This window comes from Gorillibacterium massiliense (assembly GCF_000455485.1).
Taxonomy (GTDB): Bacteria; Bacillota; Bacilli; order Paenibacillales; family NBRC-103111; genus Gorillibacterium; species Gorillibacterium massiliense.
Map to the genome: position 1 here is coordinate 52,249 of NZ_CBQR020000100.1, position 21,914 is coordinate 74,162.

Sequence of the window (21,914 nt, forward strand, 5' to 3'; positions counted from 1 at the left end):
TTCATTTTCCAGCTGCGTCTGATAAGATATACACAGGAGGTAAACCATCTATGCCGCGTATCGTCGTCCTGTTTTCTCTATTGATCCTCTTCACCGCTTGCCGGGCGACTAACGATTCCACCGTAAACGGAACTACCGCTCCAAGCGGGACCGCTTCGTTTTCCGAACAACAAGCCGTTTCCATCGTATTAAAGGATCATCCCGAGTATCCCGAGGCCGGTCAAACCAAAGCTATTGAAACGGTGACCGGAGGACTTGCTCCTGGAACTAAAGTAACCGGATCGCTTGCAACGGAAGTGGAGGCTGCTCTCGATCCGCAAACGTATATCGTGACCTTGACTAAAGAATGGAACTTCTCTGTCAACGGGGAAAAACTCATCGGAAAGTGGGTTTATAACGTTACACCCGAGGGAGCCCAAATGCTCTCCAGTGAGGACAATACGGATCTCATTCAGATTGTGAAGTAGTTCGTCTCCCATTCCTTGTAACCATTTCAATCGTTCAATCGTCTTAAGGTGGAATAACAACCACCTATAAATCGGGGAGCGATAGCAATGCGGAACAAAGCTGCATTTTTTGTTATGCCGCTGGTTTTCCTGTTTTTCCTTGCAGGATGCAGAGGGGCGGCAGCCGGGACCAGCTCAGATCTTCATCATAAAAATCTGGGCATCCAAACCGAAGCAACCGGCCGCTTGGATGCGGATATCCAAAACCAGTGGAATGGTTTCGTGGACGGCAAGTATTTGGAAGTTTACGCCGGAGTACGCATGAAGAGTATCGACTCGACGAACCAGGGCCAGCTTATTGTCTATCATGAAGTGCCGAAAGACTCCGGTGAGGCTGGAAATGATGCCTATTTCACTCCCGGTAAACACGGTTGGGTCAAAATCACGGCAGAGAACAAAGGCATCCTGGTGCTAGTCTCCGAAGACGGTACGACGTTTCATTTCGATCTCCGCAAACGAGCCTATACCAACGATAACTAACCAAAAAAGCTGATCCTCCGATCCTTATGGACCGGGAGATCAGCATTTATTGTTATGGATTCTATCATTATAGCTATTTTCGCTTCAACCGCAACCTGATTTTATACAAAAGCCAGGAACGAATTACCGACTCGACGGGATTGTGGCAGGAAACTTTGTCGAGAAAAAAGAAGTCCTGCGGCTCTACGGCGATTTTCGCAATCGGCTTAACAGGAATCGGGCTTGTCCATTCATCGAAAGACAGCAGTGTCGTCTTTGCCCGCTCAAACGAGGCTTCCGGCAGAAAATAAATCATCCCGCCGGTCCAGGGGCGCTGCTCCATCGTCTCCCGGGTCAGTGAGAAAAGGTAATACCCCCGCTTCCGTCCCCTTACCTTGATACACGCGTTGCGGAAGTTCCCCATCAGCTTGCTCCGGTCAAACACGGCGTAAAAGAGCGGCCAAATGCCGTCTTTCGTGGCGAAAACCGCTTCGACATACAGCCCGCTAAAGAGGGTTTGCTTCCTTGTTTCGAATTCCTCAATATCCGGATTATTCGATCCGTGCAGAAGAACCGGTTTTCTCGCAGCGATGTACTGAATGAAGCGGGATTTGGAATAACGGCCGGTATAGCGGATTTCGGCCTGGTCGCGCAAGGCGTCGGCAAACACCGATTCATACTCCGCTGCTTCTTCCACCGAGAAGTCGAGCTGTGGCCCCCTGTAAAACAATACCCCCATGAAAAGTGAAGCAAATCTTCCGATCACATCTTTTCCCCCATGCAAAAAGGTTCTAGTCCTGTCCATCCCATTCCAGCATGAACTGTTCCACATATCCTTCCATAAACCGGTGCCGCTCTTCGGCGATGGCTTTAGCAGTCGCGGTATTGATGCGATCCCTCAGCTTAAAAAGCTTTTCATGGAAATGGTTGATCGCCGTGCTCTTGCCGTGCCGGTACTCCTCACGGGTCATCGTTTCACGAGGCAATATAGTAGGGTCATAAATCGGACGGCCGATATGCCCGGAATACAAAAAAGTCCGGGCGATGGCGATGGCGCCGATGGCATCCAGCCGGTCCGCATCCTGCACGACCATCCCCTCCAGCGTGCGCATGGGCGGGTTCGTTCCGGCATTATAGGAGAGATTCGCGATGATCTCCATGATATGCCGGCGGTCCTCCTCCGTTACAGGCTGGCGGTCCAGCCAATCTTGGACTTTTTGCAATCCACTTTCCTTGGAATCGTTCAGCTTCTCGTCTGCCACGTCATGCAGCAGCGCCGCTGTGACGCAGATGAAACGGTCGGCTCCTTCGGCTGCCGCCAGCTTTTCCGCTGATTGCCGAACCCGATGAATGTGCCACCAATCGTGGCCGGTAGTGTCGGCTTCAAGCTCCGCCCGGGCGAAACGTTCGGCTTCCCGCATGACCGCAACGTTTGCCGCCGCCCGCAAATAAGCCAGAATCAATGGATGAACGATGCCGCGAAGAGCCGAGCGTTCCGGCTGAAACAACGTGCCGACGTAAAAAGAATATCCGGCGAGTTCCATGATGCGCGGCTCGCCCAGGCTCTCCGTTCCGACCGTGCGCAAGCCGGCTTGTTCCAGCATGGGAGCGAACTCCGGGTTCGGCCCGTAATTGCATCTGCCATACTGCTCGGTTACCTGGTCACTGCCATAAGCTGCGGCGACTTTTGAGCCCGGAGAAAGATGAAAGGTATGCACCGTCTCGTTGACGGAGCAGGACAGTGGCGTGATCATCAAGAGGGAGCCGGTCGGATTTTCCTCCGCATGATCCGCGTCCGTCAGCCCCAGCACATTCCGGGCAAACTCCAAAATCATGTGCTGGCAGCCGCCGCAGGTGCCGAGAAACGGCAGCTTCCGCTCACGTGCGTAACGAATGCCGTTAAGCGCCCCGGTCATGCTGGCGTACGGGCTGGCCGGAACCGTCCAGATGGCGTGAAACTTGGCCAGCTTCTCTTCATAATCCCGGTCTAGCTCTGGCGTCGGGATCCATTCGAAATCGGCGGGGTATCCCAGCTCCACTGCCGCCAACCGGATCGCTTCCGGAATGGCTTTGTGCGCCACGACTTGCGGGTTATAATCGCCGATCAATCCGATATGCAGCATCGTTTTCCCAACTTTCCGTTTTTTTATATCCTCGATTATAAACGTACGGAAGGTGGCAAGGATACTTTTATTTCCATGAGCCCCAGGCTTTATCCCGAACTATCCCTCTGCGCTTATTTCCTCAAGCAGATGAGTGATGATTTCCTTCACGGTTTTCGGCCCGAGGTCGACACCTCCGCGCTTACGGACGGAAACCGTCCCCGCCATCTGCTCCTGTTCCCCAAGGACGAGCATATAAGGCACTTTTTCCACTTGCGCCTCGCGGATTTTGTAGCCGAGCTTTTCACTCCGTGGGTCCACTTCCACACGTACGCCCGCTTGCTGGAGCGTTTCCTTAACCTCTAATGCGTATCCGATGAAGCTTTCCGCCACGGGAAGCAGCTTGACCTGCACGGGTGCCAGCCACAAGGGGAATGCGCCGCTGTAATGCTCGGTCAGGATGCCCATGAACCGGTCGATGGAGCCGAAAATCGCACGGTGGATCAAAACGGGACGGTGCTTGCGGCTGTCCTCTCCGATAAAGGAAAGATCGAATTTTTCCGGCATTTGAAAATCAAGCTGAACCGTTCCGCACTGCCAGCTTCGCTTCAAAGCGTCGAGGATATGGAAATCAATCTTCGGCCCGTAAAACGCTCCGTCTCCCTCATTGATGCGGTAATCAACGCCCATCGTGTCCAACACGTTTTGCAGGGCAGCCTCCGCCCGATTCCAAAGTTCGTCCGAGCCCATGGAATCCTCGGGCCGTGTCGACAGCTCGATGCGGTAATCGAAGCCGAACACCTTGTATATACGGTCGATCAAGCCGATAGCCCGGCTCACTTCCTCCTGAATTTGATCCTCCCGCGCGAAAATATGAGCGTCATCCTGGCAAAAAGTCCGCACCCGCATCATCCCGCTGAGCGCCCCGGAAAACTCGTGGCGGTGCACCTGGCCGAACTCCATGAGGCGGATCGGCAGCTCCCGGTAGGAGTGCAGGTTGTTTTTATAGATGAGCATGTGGCCCGGGCAGTTCATCGGCTTCAAGGCGAAGGTCGTTTCGTCCACTTCGGTGAAGTACATGTTGTCCTTGTAATGATCCCAGTGCCCCGACTGCTCCCACATCCGTTTGTTCATCATCAGCGGCGAGCGAACTTCCTCGTACCCCAGTTTGATCTGCATCTCCCGGGAGAAGTTTTCCAGCACGGTCCGAATCGTCATGCCCTTGGGAAGATAAAACGGCATGCCTGGAGCTTCCTCGGAAAACATGAACAAACCCAGTTCCTTGCCTAGCTTGCGGTGGTCGCGCTTTTTCGCTTCCTCCAACAGATGCAGATGCTCCGTGAGCTCCGACTCCTTCGGGAAGGCGGTTCCGTAAATGCGCTGAAGCATTTTATTCGCCGCGTCTCCCCGCCAATACGCACCAGCGACGTGCTGCAGCTTAAAAGCTTTTAGCCTTCCTGTAGAAGGAAGATGAGGCCCGCGGCAAAGGTCGACAAACTCCCCTTGTTCATAGAGCGTAATTTCCGCTTCCTCAGGCAAGTCCCGGATCAGCTCCAGCTTCAGCGAGTCGTCGGTGGACTCGAACAGCCTGATCGCCTCTTCCCGGCTGACAGCGCGCCGTATGATGGGATAATCCATCTGTGCGATGTTCCGCATCTCCTCTTCGATGGCGGCCAAATCATCCGGAGTCAGTGGAGTCTCCATATCGACGTCATAGTAAAATCCGTCGGCAATGACCGGCCCGATCGCCAGCTTTGCCTTGTTTCCATAAATCCGTTTGATCGCCTGAGCCATCAGATGGGCGGCGCTGTGCCGGTAAATGTCCAACCCATCCCTCGTATCCGGGGTTAAAATCTCGACATGATCGCCGTCCGCAATAACGCGGCTCAGGTCCACCGGCGCGCCGTTGATTTTTCCTGCAATGGCAGCCTTTTTCAAGCCAGAACTGATCGACTCCGCCACTTGCCCGACCGTGGTCCCTAGCGGATATTCCTTTCTTTTCCCGTCTGATAGCGTAATCTCGATTCCCACGATAAAACCCTCCTTTGGATTTTTTGAACGCAAAAAAACGCATCTCTCCACCAAGGGACGAGTGCGTTCAGCTCGTGGTTCCACCCTCATTCGATTTGCTGCCGGTTATTCCGGGGAATTCCGCGTACAAGCAAATCCTTATTCGGAATCCGGTAACGGGGATCAAACGGCGGTGATTACTAACGGGCGTCAGCGGACGCTACCGATTCATCATCGCGGCTGCAAAGGGGTAACTTCCTTCTGGCCGCTGTAGAGGCTCTCACCTTTCACCCCATTCTCTGTACAGCCCTTGAAAGAAATCATGTCTTTGGTCATTGCCCTAATATTGGGATTTATTATAACCAGTTGGTGCCGTACGGTCAACCGTCATTTGTCTCCCCTGTCCAATCGCCTGCTAAAGCTCCAAAAACCAGTGGTTGCTCTGCATCATCGATCCTTTCGGGTATTCAACCTCGCACGGGCCATCCAAGGTAAACCCGAGCTTCCTGCATACCCCATTGGAGCCGGGATTATCGATCGCTGGGAAAGCATGGATCGAGCGGTACTTTCTCTCGCGCTTAACGATGCCGATAACCTGAAGCATGGCCGCGGTAGCGAGCCCTTTGTTCTGATATAGCGGCAAAATACTCCAGCCCGTCTCGTAAACTTCTTCCCCTTGCCAGTCGCTGTCCCAGTATCCAACTGAGCCGACTTTTTCCCGATGCGGAAGTTGAACTACGCTAAACATATTTCCCGTTTTCTGCCCGGAAATATTCAAATACCGCTGATGCCGGTTCAGGAGTTTCTCCTCGGACTCCGGTCCGCCGAGATGCTCCGTCATTTCCGGAGTATTTTGCAAACGAAGCAAAACCAAATCGTCCTCGGACCATGCCCGGAGTTCCACTTGCACAGCATCCTTCGCCATTTATTCGCCGCCTTTCAAGAACGTATGTTCTATATCAAGGGTAACTGAAAATGAGCAGGTGTGCAACTCCCCATCGGAAGTTCACAAAAAATATATAAGCCATTTGTTAGGATTGTACAAATTTCGCGAAGTTTCGACATGGAAGCCTTTACCAAACTCTACTATAATTAAAAGAAACTATTTTCTCTTTTAAGGATATTTTTCCTCGATCACTAAAATTAAGGAGGCGGAGATCGCTCCGAATCGCACTTTTCTTTTTTGAAAGTTACAACCTTTATCCCTATTTCGCTTTGGAGGTAATCGATATTGAAAAAGACCAATAAACGTATGATATTATTTTTGCTTGTCTGGATGATGATCATCATGACGGTAGCGACTCCGGTTTCGGCTCAATCCTTCCGGGATGCTAAAGGCCACTGGGCGCAAGCCGCAATCGAGAAATGGAGCGACTACGGGGTTGTAAACGGATCCAATGGAACGTTCAAACCCAATGCCGACATAACGAGAGCAGAATTTGCAGCCATGCTCAATAACACGATGAAATACATAGAAAAAGGTGAGAATCCTTTTTCTGATTTGAAGAGCAATGACTGGTATGCCGACGCCATTTTGAAGCTGCATGCCGCAGGTGTTCTTAATGGATCGGACGGCAAAGCATCTCCTGTTGGACAACTGACTCGCCAGGAAGCCGCCGTCATGATCGCGCACGCTTTTCATATGGATGACACCTCGTCAACAGCCAGTGTTTTCAAGGATAATGACGCCATTGCCTCTTGGGCCAAGGGTGCTGTCGCCGCCCTGTCCGCGAAAAAGGTACTAAACGGTATGCCGGATGGAACCTTCCAGCCATTATCCCACCTAACGAAAGCAGAAGCGGTTACGATTTTAAACAATTTGCTGCAAGTGCTAATCACGAAATCCGGAACGTATTCCGAGAATGTTCAAGGCAATGCCTTGATCAACACGGGTGGAGTCACCTTACAGAATTCGAGCATTTCGGGGGATCTCTATATCGCTCCTGGCGTGGGAGAAGGCGAAGTGACCCTGAACAACGTCAAAATCGCCGGTTCCGTGATCGTCCAAGGGGGCGGGGAGCATTCGGTGATCTTGAATAGCGTCAGTGTCGGAGGCTCCTTGATCGTCAATAAAGCTGGCGGCAAAATCCGCATTGTCGCAACAGGAACAACCTCCGTATCTGTCGTCAGGCTCGAGAGCGGAGCGCTGTTGGTAACCAAGGAACTGTCGGCCGGCGGCGGGATTGAAACCGTCGAAATCCCGGCAAGTCTCGCAGCAGATCAAAAAATCGTCCTGGAAGGCACGTTTGCGAAAGTGACCAACTATGCGAAATCCGCCAACATCACAGCCAACGGCACGATCAAAGAGTTGGATGCCCAAGCGGATACTGCCGTAACCGGGAATGTTACCATCGACAAATATTCAGGTACTGACGGCGTTGCGATTACCGTAAATGACAAATCTGTTCAGCCCGGACAGAATAGCGGTGGTGGTGGCTTCTTCGGGGGCGGCGGAGGTGGCGGTGCCCAAATCATCGCGGTAACCGGCGTATCCATTGACTCATCCGACGCTACGATGGTCATCGGTGAGACAAAAACATTAACGGCTACCGTTCTACCAAGCAATGCGACTAACAATAAGGTTACGTGGACTGTCGCCGATGGCAGCACTAACGTCATCACCGTCAGCCAAACCGGCGTCGTCACCGCCGTAGGTAAAGGAACAAAGAACGTCAAGGTTGTAACGGATGACGGCAGCAAAACAAACCAGATCGCCATAACGGTCGTTGGCCAGGAACAAGCCATCTTCACCGCCATTGAAAAGGATTATCTCGGAACAAATGCAAGCCGCAACGCGATTATGGCAGACTTGAATCTTATAACGTCCCTGCCGGCATATCCCGGCGTCTCGATCGCTTGGAGTTCGGACAAGGAGGGCGTTTTATCTGCCGTCGGAAAAGTAACGAGAGGCAACGACGACCAAATCGTCAACCTCACCGCAACCGTAAGCGGAAGCATTTCAGGAACGAAAACCTACGAAATGATCGTCCGCGAAGAAGGCGTGATCAGCGTGGAAACCAGCGATTATATCGATTCGTATTTTGCCGACGGTTACCCGCAGGCCTATATGAAAAACGGATCGCTTTGGGTTCGATATAAGCTGACGAAACCGGCGGAAGTGTTCATGACCGTCGATTCGCTGCCCGACTCCCCACAATCGGACATACAGGCTGTGCTTGAAGGCTACTCTGGTAAAAATCGCAATATCGACTATGTGGGAGATTATCCTTATTTCAACATCGAAGCCTCCCAAGTCAATCAAATCCAAGAATTTCAAACGGTGAGCGACCCGGGACACATTGGCTCGGCTCGCGTGAACTTCGTTATCCGCGATAAAACCAATCATCTTTCCAGCGATGTAACATCTATTTTGCTGAAGCACACTCATCCGACTTACGAATACTCGCCAAGCCCTTTTACCATAGCGATCAATCAGGCGTTGTCAAAAATTTACGTTCACTTCACGACTTATTTGAATGAAAAGAGTTCAATAGTCCCCGGGGACTTTACATTAGACAGCGCCGGGTCCATAACAAAAGCCAGCATTGTAAACTCCCCCGATCCCGCACATGGAGGCGCCTATATTGCACTTGATGTCAGTGGCCTAGCTACGAATTCCTATTATGGAACTCTTCATTTATCATACAAAGGGAATAGTTTGCAGGACTATTCAGGTCGGTCCATTCACGAATTCTCCAATATGGTTGTATCGACCCACGAGCAAGCTGCCCGCGTCATGGTTAGCCCCGACCGAAAGAAGGTAATGGCTCGAATATACCCAAGTTGGGATTCTTCAGGGATTGGCGGAATCGAAAATAACCCGAGCAATCGCATAACGGTTTCCGTTGGAGACGCCGTATATCAGCCTGCCGCCACTGCTTATGAAGACATCCGCATCATGAAGACCTTTTATTTCACTTTCGCCGAACCGCTTCCGAAAGGGAATGTCACCCTCAAAATCGACACATCTGGAATGACAGACCTGGCCATGGATCCATTCACAGATCCGATCATGTCGACGCTAGTTTTTCAACTTGACTATGCAGGTACGCCGACCGCCTCTTATAAGGATGGCTACTTGAAGCTTACGTTCGCTAACGGCTTTATAGCGGATACACTGAGCTCGGCAGCAGGATTGGTGGTTCGTATTGGAGGGGTTGATTACACTCTACGAGGATTCATCGCTAAGCCCGACCCGTTTATCCAACCGGAGAAAAATGCATGGAATGTTTACGCCATCGACTTGAACGATAAATATTCGTCTCACATTAAGAATGTGATCGAAAATGCTTTCAGAAACGGGCAGCAGGTCCAGGTGAAATACATGAAAACGAATGGTGCAAATCCACTTCAGTTAGGTGATTCCATGGGAACGCTTGTTGATGACTTCGACTATGTGACGGTCACGCCATCTCCCAACTAATCATGCTCTCCCTCTTCCGAGATTGCCTTTGGTTTCCGAACCGGGCAATCTCTTTTTCATGTCCGCATCGCCCTCATATTCTTTTCCCAGCAAAAATAGTATGCTAAAAACAAAAAGAGAACCGATGGGAGTGTTGACGGATGGCGGTAAAGGTTGCCCTCTTTGACTTCGACGGGACGCTAGCGGATACGTTGCCTTTGGCATTCCGGTCATTTCAGTCCGTATTTGCGAAATACGATCAGCGGATAGTTACGAAAGAGGAGCTCGTGAAGATGTTCGGGCCGACGGAAGACGGAATCCTTTCGGCTAACCTAGCCAATGCCACCGTACTGGCCGATGCGACGCGCCATTTTTACGACGTGTATAAACAAGACCACCGGCAAGTCGTCCACCCCCACCCGGACATCCTCTCACTGCTGCAGACACTCAAGGAACACGGCATCCGCATCGGCGTGATCACCGGAAAAAGCCGGAGAGCCTACGAGATATCAGCGGAAGCGTTGGAGATGGCGCCATTTTTCGATCTGGTCATCACCGGGGACGATGTGGAACGACCGAAGCCCGACCCCGAGGGCGTGCTGAAAGCAATGACAACCCTAAACGGGCACAAAGAGGATACCATCTTCCTGGGCGACAGCATCGCCGACGTCAAGGCAGGGCAGGCGGCAGGTGTCCGCACCTTCGCTGTGCAATGGCTATCCACCTCCCAAAGCTCCGAATTCGAGCTGAGTCCGGAACACATCTATCGAACGGTTCCGCCCTTTCTCGACTGGGTATTCGGTGAAAATAAGGAATAAAGGCGCGTTCATGTTGCTCCGAGGGGCACACTCGCTATATGCTATAGGAAGACATCATTCCAATCTCTTGCGATAGGAGTCACCCCTCTATGACAATTGGCTTCTTCGACTCCGGTATTGGCGGGGTTACGGTATTGGCAGAATCGCTGCGTCGGCTCCCAGCGGAGGATTACCTGTATATGGCCGACACGCTGCATGTTCCATACGGCACGAAATCGAAAGAGGATGTGCAGATATACGTTCTTGAAGCGGTGGACCGGATGATCCGGCAAGGCATTGATGCTCTTGTAGTAGCTTGCAACACCGCAACCAGCATCACTATAAATGAATTAAGGGAGCGCTATTCGCTTCCGATCATCGGTATGGAGCCGGCGGTTAAACCGGCAGTGGAAATGAACCGGGCGACAGGAAAAAAAGTGCTCGTATTCGCCACCCCCCTCACCTTGCAGCAGCCGAGATATTACGCCCTAGTGTCCCGGGTAGACGAGGAAGGTATCGTGGAATCCTTACCGTTGCCTGAACTTGTCCATTACTGCGAAGCGCTTCAGTTTGATCGAAAAATAATGGGTGATTACTTTCGCTCCAAGCTTGCTTCCTACGATCTAAACAATTACGGCATTGTAGTCTTGGGCTGCACCCACTATATCTACTATGAAGAGATTTTGCGGGAGCTCTTACCGCCTCATATCCAGATTGTTGACGGGAACGTCGGTACCGTCAGACGGCTTATGGCGCAGTTGACCCGCTACGGAATCACAGCCGACAAAGGAAGCGGCCGTGTGCGGTTCATGTGCACCGGCGATGAGCCCGAATATCTGGCCAAAATGCAAACTGCCCTGACTTTGCTTCAGGAAGCGGCGGTTACTCCGGTTTCCTCCGAATGAGGCGGAACTAAGGCTACAACTCCCCATACCGAAAACAAACGCCCTCCATACTGCCGGAGGGCGTTTGTTTAGAAAAAGGCGTTTATTTCTTGTCGCGGATCTGCACGAGCAATCCGCTATCCCCGTAGCTGAACAAGCTGCTGTTCGCCCAGAGCAGGCCTCTCGCATTATACGGTACTTCCGTATCGTAAAAATCCCAGTTCTTCAAGTCAGGCGATACACCGATTATGCTGCCCTGCTTATACCGGTAATCCTTTCCGGTCCAGACCAGCCGTCCGCCAGCATAAAGTTGGGGGTCCTCCTTAACATAATCGTCGTAGGTTCCTTTTACCGTGGACCAGGCTATACCGTCCTTGGAGGTGTACACATGATCGGACATGATAATAAAACCATCCGCTTTCGCCATCACATTGGTAAACACGTTTGCCGGCCGGTTATAGTAATATTCGCCCGTTGAAGAATCCATCCTCTTCCATGAGGGATTATCCTTACCTAGAGTGAACGAAGTTTCCGTCCATTTGTTCAGATCCCCCGATGTAAGGACGACCGCCGTCTTGTTTTTCGTTCCCACCGCCACGACGGTTCCTTTATTCACCGCAACATCGAGAATGAAGGCCGATGTTTTCGCCCCCGCTTTCCAGGACGTTCCGTTTGCCGACGTATAAAATTGGCTGCCGGAGGCTTCCCCCGATTTGTTATACGTTTGGCTTACGGCCAAATACGTCTTCCCCGTCCAAACGACTCGTGCCAAGTATCCCCCGGAGGCGACGGTCGACTTCTTCCAGCCCGTTCCGGTTGCCGACGTGTACGCAGAACTTCCACCGACCGCGACAAACCCACCGCTTCCATAGGTCACCGAGGAAAGATACGGCTGGCCGGTGGAATAGCGGTCCGACGTCAGCGTCTTCGTCCAGTTTCCGCCGTCCTTGCTCGTCCAAATCGCCGGCACGTCGTAAACCATATCCGAACCTACCGCTACGTAAAGTCCGTTAGCATAGACCATGTCATAGAAATAGGAAGCCGGATAAGGCTTGACTTTTACGGACCAGTTGACCCCGTCCTTCGACACGGCAATCGAGCCGTCTTCCCGGCCGAACCCGACGAAATTCTGACCATCCTTTAAGACGCTCATAGCAAAAGGCTGGTTGGCGATCTTTTGCTTCGTCCAGTGCAGTTTGTCGGTTGACGTGTAAAGGGCTCCTTCACCTCTCCATAAAACCCCGTATATCATATACTTGGCTCCGACTTTGAACATGGGGCTTAAGCCGATATCGTACAAAGCCGGCTCATTTCTCACCAAAGAAAAGGTAATGCCGTCTTTTGACGTGAAAATATTGCCGTAATAATCAATCGCCGTTATCGTTCCGTCCGCCGCCACTTCCATGATGCTCGCCCAGTAATTGGGGATTAACCTGTCTCCGTTATACATGGCCTCATATCTAAGGTTCGGCTTGATGGAGCCCGATTGCTGTTTCCAGCTCTTTAAATCGTCGGAAGTATAGAGCAGCATCTCGGCTTTCACTTTATCCTTGGCTTTGACGGTAAATTGGTTCCGGCTGGAAGCCGCACCTTCATATGTATATCCGCCCGACATGACGACGTACCGCTTCCCGTTCCAGACGAGCTCACCATGATCCGGCACGGTGCCCCGTTTCTCCCAAGATACACCGTCGGCTGAAACGTAGACGGGCATCTCGTCGTCTCCCATCCTTACAGCACTAAGAACGTATTGGTTCTGAATGTAATCCACGTTCGATACGGAATAGGCTCCGTCATCATTTCTTAGCTCGAAGGAAGTCCAAGTCTTTCCATCCAAGGACCAGAAGGTTTGGGGCATAGAGGTGTTGAACGTTGAAAAATAGAAACGATCCTTGGCAAAAATAAGAGTCGTGTACTTGCTCTCCGCAGGGAGAGGCGCTTTGGACCAGGTATTGCCGAAATCCGTCGAGCGCATCAAGTACCGGTCGGTAGTGGCGACGATGACTCCTTTGCCGTTACCCGCAGACGACCCTACCAAATTGCCGTCCAATCCAGAAGGGGAAATATCGAATCGGGTGCCGCCGTCCGCCTTCTTCAAGGAAAACTTAACCTTTACCGGAGATGCGATCACTTTAGTGCTGGAAGCCGCTCCAACCTGGCCGGCTGCGTTATTGCCCCACGACCAAATGTCTCCCGCCGCATCTACCGCAAAGCTGTGATCTGCGCCGTATCCGCTTGCGATGGTGACGATGTTCTGTAACCCGCTGACCTGGATGGGAACGATGCTGTCTTCTTTGCTGCCGTCACCCAGTTGCCCCAAACCGTTCACTCCCCAGGCCCGAACCGTGCCATCCTCAAGGAGCGCCAGAAAATGGTTAGCACCGGACGCAAGCTTGCGCACGTGATTAAGGCCTGCAACGGGAGCGGCCTCAAAATACCCCCGATCGCGGGGAAACAATTGCAGATCACCTTTCAGCTTGCCTGTTCCCCAAGCCCAAACGGATCCGTCTTTGCGCAGGGCGTAACCTGTCGTCTGATTGTTGTCAAAGGTAAGCTCCACCGCATCGGTCAGCCCCTGAACCTGGACACCCTCATCCATTCCGGACAATCCCAAAAACCAAACGGTTCCGTCAGCTTTAATCCCGTAGCCATCCTCAATGGTGACGATGCCATCCAGGCTTGCCTTTCGCGTATTTACGGTAAAAAATTTCCCGCCTGGCATATCCGTCCAGGTCACCAGTTCGCCGTTCTCTTTCCATGCAAAAATATAAGTATCGCTTGCCGATATTTCCTTTACATTCGCTACACCCGGAACCTGTACGAACATCGCCTTTGCTTGTTGGTAAGGCTCATGCACCCATACGGTTCCATCCTCCAGCAGAACTGCCGTCGTTTCATCTTTCGTGCACAGTTCTTTTATAGGCTTGTTCGTAAAAAAGCCCATTGCCTTAGGCGCATCAATCCCTGCGACAAATGCAAAATCGTCATAGTGGCCCCAAGCATAAAGCTTTCCGCTCGCATCAAGAAGATAAGATTGTGAGCTTCCCGCCGCCAGAGTCCGCGGAACGGATGCGGAAACGGAGTTCCCTTCGGCATGGGCAGGCGTGCTCCACTTGCTGATCGGGAATGTTGCCGATAACGCTATAATCAAAACCAAAGTTCCCGCCCATCTGCGGAAGGAAGAAAAATACGACATAATGGCAAAAAACCTCATTTCTTGGAATGGTTCTTCCATTTTATATGGGATGCCTTCATTTCGCTGTGAGATTTGTGGACATGCAAAAAGAGCCCAGTCCGCGCCTTCAGCATGCCCGCTACAAAAGTTTCAGCAAACATTCAGTACCGCTTAAGCAGTCGCTAAGCTTGGTTTCAGGTACCCGGAAAATAATGGACTGTGGGCTTGCCGAGATTTTCCTACTCATGAGAGGAGCCCGGCCATTTATGTCTTTATCGGTCAACAATGCCACGACGGCGTCTTCAACGCAAGCAACGTCCGTCACCAGTACGCACAAGCATCACCATCTTCAAACGGCAGGCAAAAACACAAAAACCGGTACCGCGTCCACCGACACCATTGAATTCAGCGAAGCTCTCCAGATGTATATGGCCGGCAATCAGACCGACTATCCGCAACCGACGGGCAACTACGATGCAAACGCCAAGGAATACTCACTGTCTATCGATCAAAAGAAACAGATGCTAGCGGATATCCAAAACCTTCTCGGGAACGAAACTTCCGCTACCTCAGAAACGGAGAATTCCGACGCTCTCTCCTCCTTGAAGGACGAGCTCTCCGGCTACGATTCTGAAAGCACCACCGATGACAAGGTATCCGACCTGTTCGATCAAGTGATGGAGACGCTGCAAAGCATGCGTCCGGAACGCCCCGATGGCCCGCCTCCCGGAGATCGGCCCGACGGCCCGCCTCCAGCGATGACGACGGAACAGAAGAAAGCGTTTCTGACCGCGCTTCAGGAGAAAATAAGCGACGGCTCTTCCGCCACGGACGCTACGGACTCGTCTTCCGGCGCTTCCGTTCAACAAGGTTGGCAGGACTTGCTGGCTGAGTTGAAAAACTTCGATGCGGCAAACACAAGCGACGACGAAGTAGCGAATTTGTTCCAAGAAATCGTTCAAGCAGCCCGCCAGGAACAAAGTCTGCCACCTCGGGTAGACGCGATCTAACCGGAAAACCATTAGTCAGCGTACCCGCCATGGACTCGCGCTGTAGCTGACCCGCATTGCCTGATCGAATCGGCAAGCCCACACTTACCACTCCTTTTTTGAGGAACCCCCTATCTGCCACTACAAATCGATTGACAGACCCCCTTCCTATTGACAATTCATCCTACATAAAATAACATAACGTTATATAACACTTGTTATTTTTGTTGGAAGATGATCCCATGCCGCCCAAAAGAGAACTGACGAAAGAACGAATACTGGATGGCGCCTTTGATTTTGTCCGAGTCAACGGCTTTGATGCTCTAACCGCCAGAAGCATTACCCAATTCCTGCAATGCTCGACCCAGCCCGTTTATAGTGTCTTCGGAAGCATCGACGGGTTGAAGAAAGCGGTATACGAAAGAACGGCGGAGTTTGCTGGAAGCCGTATGAAAGAGTACCAAAACCGCGATAACGCCTCTGCGCTCAACTTGGCCATCGGCTTTTTACTGTTCGCCAAAGACGAAAAGCAACTGTTTCGCACCTTGTACCTCTCGGGATACAAAACCTACGATCCAAAGAGTGAACTTTTATTAGGCGAAGAATTGACCACCTCCCACATGCGCTTCAGCAAACGTCTCCACTCGGCTACCGCTCCCCTGATCAAATCGCTGTTTCTCAAGCTCTCCATCTATCTCATCGGAATCGGAACGATGATGAACTCGGGTACGCTGGAGTTGGGCATCGACGAGGCAAAGGAAATGGTTACCGAAATGTACGAAATGCTACTCACCAAAGAGGGGCTTAACAACACCGGAAGCCGAACCGGCGGACAAGGGAGTGAAGGATGATGACGGAAACCATCGGAATAAAGCTGGCGGAAGGCGGGTGCGCTGAGGTTTTTGAATGGGGCATATCCGGGAAGAAAATCGTCAAGCTGGCGAAGCCCAACACCGATCTCATCTCCTTGCAAAACGAGATGCATCATACCCATGTCGCTTGGGAACTCGGGCTGCCGGTTCCCCGGGTTTATGAGTTGGTAGAGGCGGAGAGCAGAAACGGGATCGTCTTTGAGCGTATAAACGGCGATTCTCTTCTGGAGCGATTTGTCAGAGCGATTATGGAGCAGCAAGAAGAGCCTACCGCCGGTGAGGAAACGGATGAATTCGGGGATATCCATTCAACTGCCGATCTGCTGCACCTTGTTCATACCCATACAGCCCGGAACATGGACATGCCGGATCAACGGCAACGCATCAAGCGGGACATTTGGTGCGTGCCCTACTTAGAGGACAGCGAGAAAACAGCGGTGACCGCCCTGTTGGATCAATTGCCGCCAAAGCACGCACTCTGTCATGGCGATCCGAACCCGGGAAACATCCTGCTTGCGGATGGCCGTCTCGTCCTTATCGATTGGAACGACGCCACCGTCGGCAATCCGGAAGCGGACTTGGCCGAATACGTGGTGATGATGCGGTACGCCGTTTTGCCAGCCTCTGTCCCGGAAAGCGTGAAGCTTGTCTTTCATGAATTCCGGGAAAAGGTCATCCGTGAGTTCATGGCCGAGTATGAAAAAAAGTCCGGCATCACCTACGCAGACATAGTGCCATGGCTAGTTCCCATAGCCGCCCGCAAGTTATCGGCCGACAGTTTGTGCGAGGAAGAGCGCTCTTTACTTATCAGCGAGATCAGAAGTAAATTAAAGCTTCTGAATAGTACGGTTTAAAAGATCAACACCCTCCCGATGGGAGGGTATCGTTTTTATTTCGAAAGCTGACCGCCTCTCCTGTATAATGGAACCATCTGATTTTGGAAAGGATGCGCACCCATGAACATCACCGAATACACCGTCGAGCTGGTCAAGGACCCCTTCGGCATCATCTCGGGCAAACGCTATGAGTATTTTATCGACTTGGACATCGACGAAGAGGATGAACTGTTCTCGGAAAATGGAGTCTCGGTCCGGGTCATTTACAAGGTGGACGGCAAAAAGGAAGGCATCGTGAAGTACGAGCTGTTGGAGCGGACAACCCACAAGCTGCTGGATTTTGATCTGGAACAGGACGAAGTGGAGGAACTGGCTGTCTTCTGCAAGGAACATTTGGCGGAGGATTGAAGAGACCGCTTGCTGCAGCCGTGACAAAAGAAACCGGATCATCCCGCCAAACGGGAAGTCCGGTTTCTTTTATATATCTTATCGTTTATAGATTGAGCATCTTCATGCTGGCTTCCGGATAGCGCTGCCCTGCCGCAACGCCTTTGGGAGCCGCTTCTTCGATCCGGTCCAAATCGCTCTTGCTCAGTTTCACCGCCGACGCCCCAACGTTTTCCTCCAGATAAGAGCGGCGTTTCGTTCCGGGGATCGGCACGATATCCTCCCCTTGGGCGAGCAGCCACGCCAACGCCAACTGCGAGGCGGTGCAGTCTTTTTCGACGGCGATGCTCTTGATCCGGTCTACCAGCTCCAGGTTTTTGCGGAAGTTATCCCCTTGGAAACGGGGGGAGTGGCGCCGGAAATCATCCTCCGCCAAATCCTCGAAACGCTTGATCTGTCCCGTTAAAAATCCCCGTCCGAGCGGACTATAGGGGACGAAGCCGATGCCCAGCTCCCGGCAAAGCGGCAGAATCTCGTCTTCCACGTCCCGGCTCCAGAGGGAATATTCCGTCTGCAAGGCGGCGATGGGATGCACCGCGTAAGCCCGGCGAATTGTGGCCGGACCCGCTTCGGACATGCCGAGATACCGCACCTTACCTTCCCGGACCAGATCGGACATGGCGCCAACGGTTTCTTCGATCGGCACGTTCGGGTCGACCCGGTGCTGGTAATAAAGATCGATGTGATCGACTCCCAACCGGCGCAAACTGGCCTCGCAGGCGGAGCGGACGTATTCCGGCCTGCCGCTCACGCCGAGACGCTTGCCGATCTTTTCATCGAAGGTGTTGCCGAACTTGGTGGCCAGCACGACTTCGTCCCGCCTCCCTTGGATGAACCGGCCAACAAGCTCCTCATTTTTTCCGCAGCCGTACATATCCGCCGTATCCAGAAAGACGACGCCCAGATCCAGCGCCAGGTGCAAGGTTTTCGCAGACTCCTCGTCATCACGTCCGCTGTAGAAATCGGACATCCCCATGCAGCCGAGCCCGAGAGCCGAAACGACTAAACCGCTTTTGCCTAACGTCCTCTTCTCCATATCCACGCCACCTTTCCCCGTTTGAATTCTTTTCCATCTTACTCTTCCCTATAGGGCAACGCAAAAAAGGACGTTCGATCCAGATGTCCCCTCGCAATATTGAAAAATTATCAAAAGTTAATTACACATGCCGATGGTTCCTTTTATAATTAAGAAAAATTTGGCAATCAGGGGGAGAGCATTATCGACCAAATCAAGGCTATGCAAACCATCATCGAAAACATTATGAAAGAGAATATGTCTGCAGAAATAGCCGATAGGCTGCAGCATGCCGCTTTTCCCATATCGCTTCCAAAGGGAGAGATTCTGGTTCATGCCGGGGATCACCAGACTGAATTGTATTTTGTTCGGGGGGGCATTTTGCGAAGCTATTATCTCGATCGGGACGGCAACGATATGACGAAGCATTTTCTGGAGGAGAACGCCTTTTGCGGTAGCGAAAGCCTGATTCGGCAGGAACCATCCACTTGCTGCATCGAAGCCCTTGAAGACAGCGAAATCCTTGCTTTTCACGCGTCAGACATCAAGAATTTGATCCGTACGTTTCCCTACTGCATGAATGTCTATGCCAAAGGACTGGAAGCTGTCATCCGTTACAAGATGGACCGGGAGATCAGCTTTCTAGTCAAAAGCGCCACAGAGCGTTATCTTGATTTCAAACGAATGCATCCTCAACTGGAAAAACGGGTCAATCAAGCGTACATCGCCTCATATATCGGCATAACGCCGATCTCGCTAAGCAGAATCCGCAGGACCATTCGCGAGGAAGGGACACAGACGGAAAGGGGGGCCTTACGGTGAAATGGGTCCAAATGCAAAACAGCAAAATCCCGGCGATCGCCTTGGGCACCTGGTCGTGGGGAAGCGGTTTGAACGGAGGAAATCATGTTTTTGGGAATGGTTATCGCGAAGAGGAGTTAAAGCCAGTTTTTCAAAAAGCGCTCCAGCATGGGTTCACGCTTTGGGACACGGCGGCGGTCTACGGAATGGGCGCTTCGGAGTCCATCATCGGTCAATTGATAAAAGACGAGCATGATATCATCCTGTCTACCAAATTCACCCCCCTCGGCTTTCAGACAAGGGGAGCGATGCGCCGCTCCTTAAATAAAAGCCTGGGCAGACTCGGTCTTGACCATGCCGATCTATACTGGATTCATAACCCGAAGAGTGTCCGGAAATGGACGAATGAACTGATCCCCCTCATGAAAAGCGGAAAAGTCCGCCATGCCGGCGTCTCCAATCATAATCTTCAGGAAGCAACAAAAGCTGCAGCCCTTCTGGAAAGCGAGGGTCTGCAGCTGTCTGCGGTGCAAAATCATTATAGTTTGCTGAACCGGACATCGGAAGAGGCGGGGATCTTGCAATGGTGCCGCCAGCGGGGCATCGTTTTTTTTAGCTATATGGTTCTGGAGCAAGGCGCGTTGACAGGAGCCTACAGCGCTACTCATCCATTCCAAAGCGGAACGCGCAGGGGCAAGGCATACCCCCCGGACGTGTTAAAAAAGCTCGAGACGCTGACAGCCGTCCTGAATCGAATCGGTGCGAGCCACGGAGCCGGGCCGGCGCAAGTTGCAACCGCATGGGCGCTATCCAAAGGCACGGTGCCGATTATCGGGGTCACAAAAGAATCCCATATCGACGGCGCGTCGTTCGCCCTGCAGCTAGAGTTAAGCCAGAGCGACATAGCCGATATGGAGAAAGCAGCTAGAGATACAGGACTTGAATTGAGAGGCTCCTGGGAAAAGAGCATGCGTTCAAGCTAGAGAACTTGAAAAAACGGACGTTCCCTGTTCAGGTGCCGCAGAACGTCTGATACTGACAAGCTGAGGGCGGTGCGGGAGAGGCATAGGTCATCTGCTCGGGAGAATGGGCGAAGGGATCGGCCACAGCCGTATGCAGACTCTCCATCACCCTGAGGTCCCCATGATTAACAGCCGCATCCAACGCTTCCTCCACCTGGTGATTGCGAGGGATTAGCGCCGGATTTTTTTGCCGCATTAATGCTTTAGAAGCTTCCCAGTCTTCCGATTGCTTTCCTAACCTTGTTTGCCACTGTTCCCGCCACCGGCCAAAAGCTGCAGTTTCCACCAAAGCGGAAACTCCCGGTCTCGTGTCGTCGAAGGTCAACGCAAGGAAGGTGTTGGTGTAATCGGCCTTATGAACTTGCATCAAGCCGAGGAGATCATGGATCAACGCTTCATCCTCCGGCTCTTTATTGAACATTCCCAGTTTCGCCCGCATGCCCGCAAGCCAGAAGTTTCGGTACAGATCGGCAAATTTCGATATCGCCGTTTCCGCCAGCTTGACCGCCTGCTCCTCCACTTCGTGCAGGAGAGGAAGAAGCGTCTCCGCAAAGCGGGCGAGATTCCACTGGGCGATATGCGGCTGATTGCCGAAGGCATAGCGTCCCCCCGTGTCGATGGAGCTGAAAACCGTGGCCGGGTCATAGGCATCCATAAATGCGCATGGACCGTAGTCAATGGTTTCGCCGCTGATGGCCATGTTGTCGGTGTTCATCACCCCGTGGATAAAACCGACCAACTGCCATCGGGCGATTAGCTCGGCTTGGCGCTTAATTACCGCATCAAGGAATGCACGATAAGGGTTATCCGCCGATGCCGCTTCCGGATAATGCCTCCCAATCGCATAGTCCGCCAAGGTGCGAAGCTCATCGGCGGTGCACCACTGGGCCGCATATTGAAAGGTGCCGACCCGCAGATGGCTGGCGGCCACCCGCGTTAAAACCGCTCCGGGCAGTTCGGTTTCCCGGTAGATCGGCTCGCCGGTTGCAGTAACGGCCAAGCTGCGGGTGGTCGGGATGCCCAATCCCGTCATGGCTTCGCTGATGATGAATTCCCGGAGCATCGGTCCCAATGCAGCCCGACCATCTCCCCGGCGAGAGTAGGGTGTCTTGCCCGAGCCTTTGAGCTGGATGTCATATCGCTCGCCGTTCGGTGCAATCTGCTCACCCAAGAGCAGTGCCCGACCATCACCCAGCATCGTAAAATGTCCGAATTGATGCCCGGCATAAGCTTGGGCAATAGGCTCGGCACCTTCCGGCACGCGGTTGCCCGCAAACACCTCCGCCCCGTATTCACCGCCCAGCTCCTTGGCATTCAGTCCCAATGAGGCTGCCAGTGGTTCGTTGAGAAGAACCACCTGCGGCGAACGCACCGGATTCAAACTCATCCGCGTAAAAAATGGTTCCGGCAAGCGGGCATAGCTGTTGTCGAAATTCCAGCCGGCTGTATTTTTTTCCTCTGTCATTCGATCACCTTTATCCGTTCGACATGGTTGAAAATAATCGTTCCGTCATCGGTTTAGTATGCGCCGCTCCGCATCTCGGAAATCCGCCATTTCGGCCCCTTGCTTCGACTGCATCTGTATGAAGTTTATCAC

The 21,914-nt window shown here is 52.4% G+C and carries 19 protein-coding genes; 12 read left to right on the top strand and 7 right to left on the bottom strand.

The annotated features are described in order from the left end of the window. Positions 1–50: 50 nt before the first annotated feature. Entirely contained in the window at positions 51–467 is a 417-nt protein-coding gene (locus TJ79_RS12265) for a hypothetical protein (protein WP_052339534.1), read from the top strand. Positions 468–554: 87 nt separating this feature from the next. Further along, positions 555–986, top strand: a complete 432-nt coding sequence (locus tag TJ79_RS12270) for a hypothetical protein (protein WP_040950596.1) — start codon at positions 555–557, stop codon at positions 984–986. A gap of 73 nt (positions 987–1,059) precedes the next feature. Here the strand turns inward: TJ79_RS12270 and TJ79_RS12275 are convergent, their stop codons facing one another. The 3 genes from TJ79_RS12275 to thrS form a co-directional block, all read right to left on the bottom strand. Then, positions 1,060–1,704, bottom strand: coding sequence for a hypothetical protein (locus tag TJ79_RS12275; protein ID WP_040950644.1), 645 nt, complete (start codon positions 1,702–1,704; stop codon positions 1,060–1,062). Between the two features lie 52 nt (positions 1,705–1,756). Further along, positions 1,757–3,088 (bottom strand): CTP synthase C-terminal region-related (seleno)protein, encoded by a 1,332-nt coding sequence (locus TJ79_RS28445; RefSeq protein ID WP_081756878.1) that lies wholly within the window; start codon positions 3,086–3,088, stop codon positions 1,757–1,759. Between the two features lie 99 nt (positions 3,089–3,187). Further along, a complete protein-coding gene (thrS, locus tag TJ79_RS12290; protein ID WP_040950597.1) occupies positions 3,188–5,098 on the bottom strand; it encodes a threonine--tRNA ligase in 1,911 nt (636 codons plus the stop codon). 23 nt (positions 5,099–5,121) lie between these two features. Between thrS and TJ79_RS28145 the strand changes: the two genes are divergently transcribed. Then, positions 5,122–5,274 carry a hypothetical protein gene (locus tag TJ79_RS28145; protein ID WP_238322987.1) on the top strand — a complete coding sequence of 51 codons (153 nt, stop codon included), beginning with the start codon at positions 5,122–5,124 and terminating at the stop codon, positions 5,272–5,274. A 218-nt stretch (positions 5,275–5,492) separates the two neighbouring features. On the opposite strand, the gene TJ79_RS12295 is transcribed toward TJ79_RS28145, so the two are convergent. Further along, complete coding sequence (locus TJ79_RS12295) at positions 5,493–6,002, bottom strand: GNAT family N-acetyltransferase (protein ID WP_040950598.1); 510 nt, start codon at positions 6,000–6,002, stop codon at positions 5,493–5,495. A gap of 351 nt (positions 6,003–6,353) precedes the next feature. On the opposite strand from TJ79_RS12295, the gene TJ79_RS25980 reads away from it, so the two are divergent. The 3 genes from TJ79_RS25980 (at position 6,354) to murI (ending at position 11,181) form a co-directional block, all read left to right on the top strand. Beyond that, complete coding sequence (locus TJ79_RS25980) at positions 6,354–9,500, top strand: S-layer homology domain-containing protein (RefSeq protein ID WP_238322988.1); 3,147 nt, start codon at positions 6,354–6,356, stop codon at positions 9,498–9,500. A gap of 140 nt (positions 9,501–9,640) precedes the next feature. Continuing rightward, entirely contained in the window at positions 9,641–10,297 is a 657-nt protein-coding gene (locus tag TJ79_RS12305) for an HAD family hydrolase (protein ID WP_040950599.1), read from the top strand. An 89-nt stretch (positions 10,298–10,386) separates the two neighbouring features. Beyond that, positions 10,387–11,181, top strand: coding sequence for a glutamate racemase (gene murI, locus TJ79_RS12310; protein ID WP_040950600.1), 795 nt, complete (start codon positions 10,387–10,389; stop codon positions 11,179–11,181). An 82-nt stretch (positions 11,182–11,263) separates the two neighbouring features. Here the strand turns inward: murI and TJ79_RS12315 are convergent, their stop codons facing one another. Next, positions 11,264–14,356, bottom strand: a complete 3,093-nt coding sequence (locus tag TJ79_RS12315) for a hypothetical protein (protein ID WP_162162950.1) — start codon at positions 14,354–14,356, stop codon at positions 11,264–11,266. A 245-nt stretch (positions 14,357–14,601) separates the two neighbouring features. Between TJ79_RS12315 and TJ79_RS12320 the strand changes: the two genes are divergently transcribed. The 4 genes from TJ79_RS12320 (at position 14,602) to TJ79_RS12335 (ending at position 17,440) form a co-directional block, all read left to right on the top strand. Further along, entirely contained in the window at positions 14,602–15,345 is a 744-nt protein-coding gene (locus TJ79_RS12320) for a hypothetical protein (RefSeq protein WP_040950602.1), read from the top strand. 221 nt (positions 15,346–15,566) lie between these two features. Continuing rightward, positions 15,567–16,175: a TetR/AcrR family transcriptional regulator gene (locus TJ79_RS12325; protein ID WP_052339537.1), complete on the top strand. Its 609-nt coding sequence runs from the start codon at positions 15,567–15,569 to the stop codon at positions 16,173–16,175. Next, on the top strand, positions 16,175–17,050 hold the full coding sequence (locus TJ79_RS12330) for an aminoglycoside phosphotransferase family protein (protein WP_040950603.1): 876 nt from the start codon (positions 16,175–16,177) through the stop codon (positions 17,048–17,050). The genes TJ79_RS12325 and TJ79_RS12330 overlap by 1 nt, the downstream gene beginning before the upstream one ends. A 102-nt stretch (positions 17,051–17,152) precedes the next feature. After that, complete coding sequence (locus TJ79_RS12335; RefSeq protein ID WP_040950604.1) at positions 17,153–17,440, top strand: DUF6509 family protein; 288 nt, start codon at positions 17,153–17,155, stop codon at positions 17,438–17,440. Positions 17,441–17,525: 85 nt separating this feature from the next. Here the strand turns inward: TJ79_RS12335 and TJ79_RS12340 are convergent, their stop codons facing one another. Then, entirely contained in the window at positions 17,526–18,515 is a 990-nt protein-coding gene (locus TJ79_RS12340) for an aldo/keto reductase (RefSeq protein WP_040950605.1), read from the bottom strand. 225 nt (positions 18,516–18,740) lie between these two features. Here TJ79_RS12340 and TJ79_RS12345 point away from each other — a divergent pair, with 225 nt between their 5' ends. Continuing rightward, positions 18,741–19,316 (top strand): Crp/Fnr family transcriptional regulator, encoded by a 576-nt coding sequence (locus tag TJ79_RS12345; protein ID WP_238322989.1) that lies wholly within the window; start codon positions 18,741–18,743, stop codon positions 19,314–19,316. After that, positions 19,313–20,278, top strand: coding sequence for an aldo/keto reductase (locus TJ79_RS12350; RefSeq protein ID WP_202903319.1), 966 nt, complete (start codon positions 19,313–19,315; stop codon positions 20,276–20,278). The genes TJ79_RS12345 and TJ79_RS12350 overlap by 4 nt, the downstream gene beginning before the upstream one ends. 28 nt (positions 20,279–20,306) lie before the next feature. On the opposite strand, the gene TJ79_RS12355 is transcribed toward TJ79_RS12350, so the two are convergent. After that, on the bottom strand, positions 20,307–21,782 hold the full coding sequence (locus TJ79_RS12355; protein ID WP_040950607.1) for a protein adenylyltransferase SelO: 1,476 nt from the start codon (positions 21,780–21,782) through the stop codon (positions 20,307–20,309). Between the last annotated feature and the right edge of the window lie 132 nt (positions 21,783–21,914).

What these genes read in the sequence shown, in the direction of transcription:
- TJ79_RS12265 (WP_052339534.1), top strand. Translation starts at nt 51, where the DNA reads ATGCCGCGTATCGTCGTCCTGTTTTCTCTATTGATCCTCTTCACCGCT.
- TJ79_RS12270 (WP_040950596.1), top strand. Translation starts at nt 555, where the DNA reads ATGCGGAACAAAGCTGCATTTTTTGTTATGCCGCTGGTTTTCCTGTTT.
- TJ79_RS12275 (WP_040950644.1), bottom strand. Translation starts at nt 1,704, where the DNA reads ATGGGGGTATTGTTTTACAGGGGGCCACAGCTCGACTTCTCGGTGGAA.
- TJ79_RS28445 (WP_081756878.1), bottom strand. Translation starts at nt 3,088, where the DNA reads ATGCTGCATATCGGATTGATCGGCGATTATAACCCGCAAGTCGTGGCG.
- TJ79_RS12295 (WP_040950598.1), bottom strand. Translation starts at nt 6,002, where the DNA reads ATGGCGAAGGATGCTGTGCAAGTGGAACTCCGGGCATGGTCCGAGGAC.
- TJ79_RS25980 (WP_238322988.1), top strand. Translation starts at nt 6,354, where the DNA reads ATGATGATCATCATGACGGTAGCGACTCCGGTTTCGGCTCAATCCTTC.
- TJ79_RS12305 (WP_040950599.1), top strand. Translation starts at nt 9,641, where the DNA reads ATGGCGGTAAAGGTTGCCCTCTTTGACTTCGACGGGACGCTAGCGGAT.
- murI (WP_040950600.1), top strand. Translation starts at nt 10,387, where the DNA reads ATGACAATTGGCTTCTTCGACTCCGGTATTGGCGGGGTTACGGTATTG.
- TJ79_RS12315 (WP_162162950.1), bottom strand. Translation starts at nt 14,356, where the DNA reads ATGTCGTATTTTTCTTCCTTCCGCAGATGGGCGGGAACTTTGGTTTTG.
- TJ79_RS12320 (WP_040950602.1), top strand. Translation starts at nt 14,602, where the DNA reads ATGTCTTTATCGGTCAACAATGCCACGACGGCGTCTTCAACGCAAGCA.
- TJ79_RS12325 (WP_052339537.1), top strand. Translation starts at nt 15,567, where the DNA reads ATGCCGCCCAAAAGAGAACTGACGAAAGAACGAATACTGGATGGCGCC.
- TJ79_RS12330 (WP_040950603.1), top strand. Translation starts at nt 16,175, where the DNA reads ATGACGGAAACCATCGGAATAAAGCTGGCGGAAGGCGGGTGCGCTGAG.
- TJ79_RS12335 (WP_040950604.1), top strand. Translation starts at nt 17,153, where the DNA reads ATGAACATCACCGAATACACCGTCGAGCTGGTCAAGGACCCCTTCGGC.
- TJ79_RS12340 (WP_040950605.1), bottom strand. Translation starts at nt 18,515, where the DNA reads ATGGAGAAGAGGACGTTAGGCAAAAGCGGTTTAGTCGTTTCGGCTCTC.
- TJ79_RS12345 (WP_238322989.1), top strand. Translation starts at nt 18,741, where the DNA reads ATGAAAGAGAATATGTCTGCAGAAATAGCCGATAGGCTGCAGCATGCC.
- TJ79_RS12355 (WP_040950607.1), bottom strand. Translation starts at nt 21,782, where the DNA reads ATGACAGAGGAAAAAAATACAGCCGGCTGGAATTTCGACAACAGCTAT.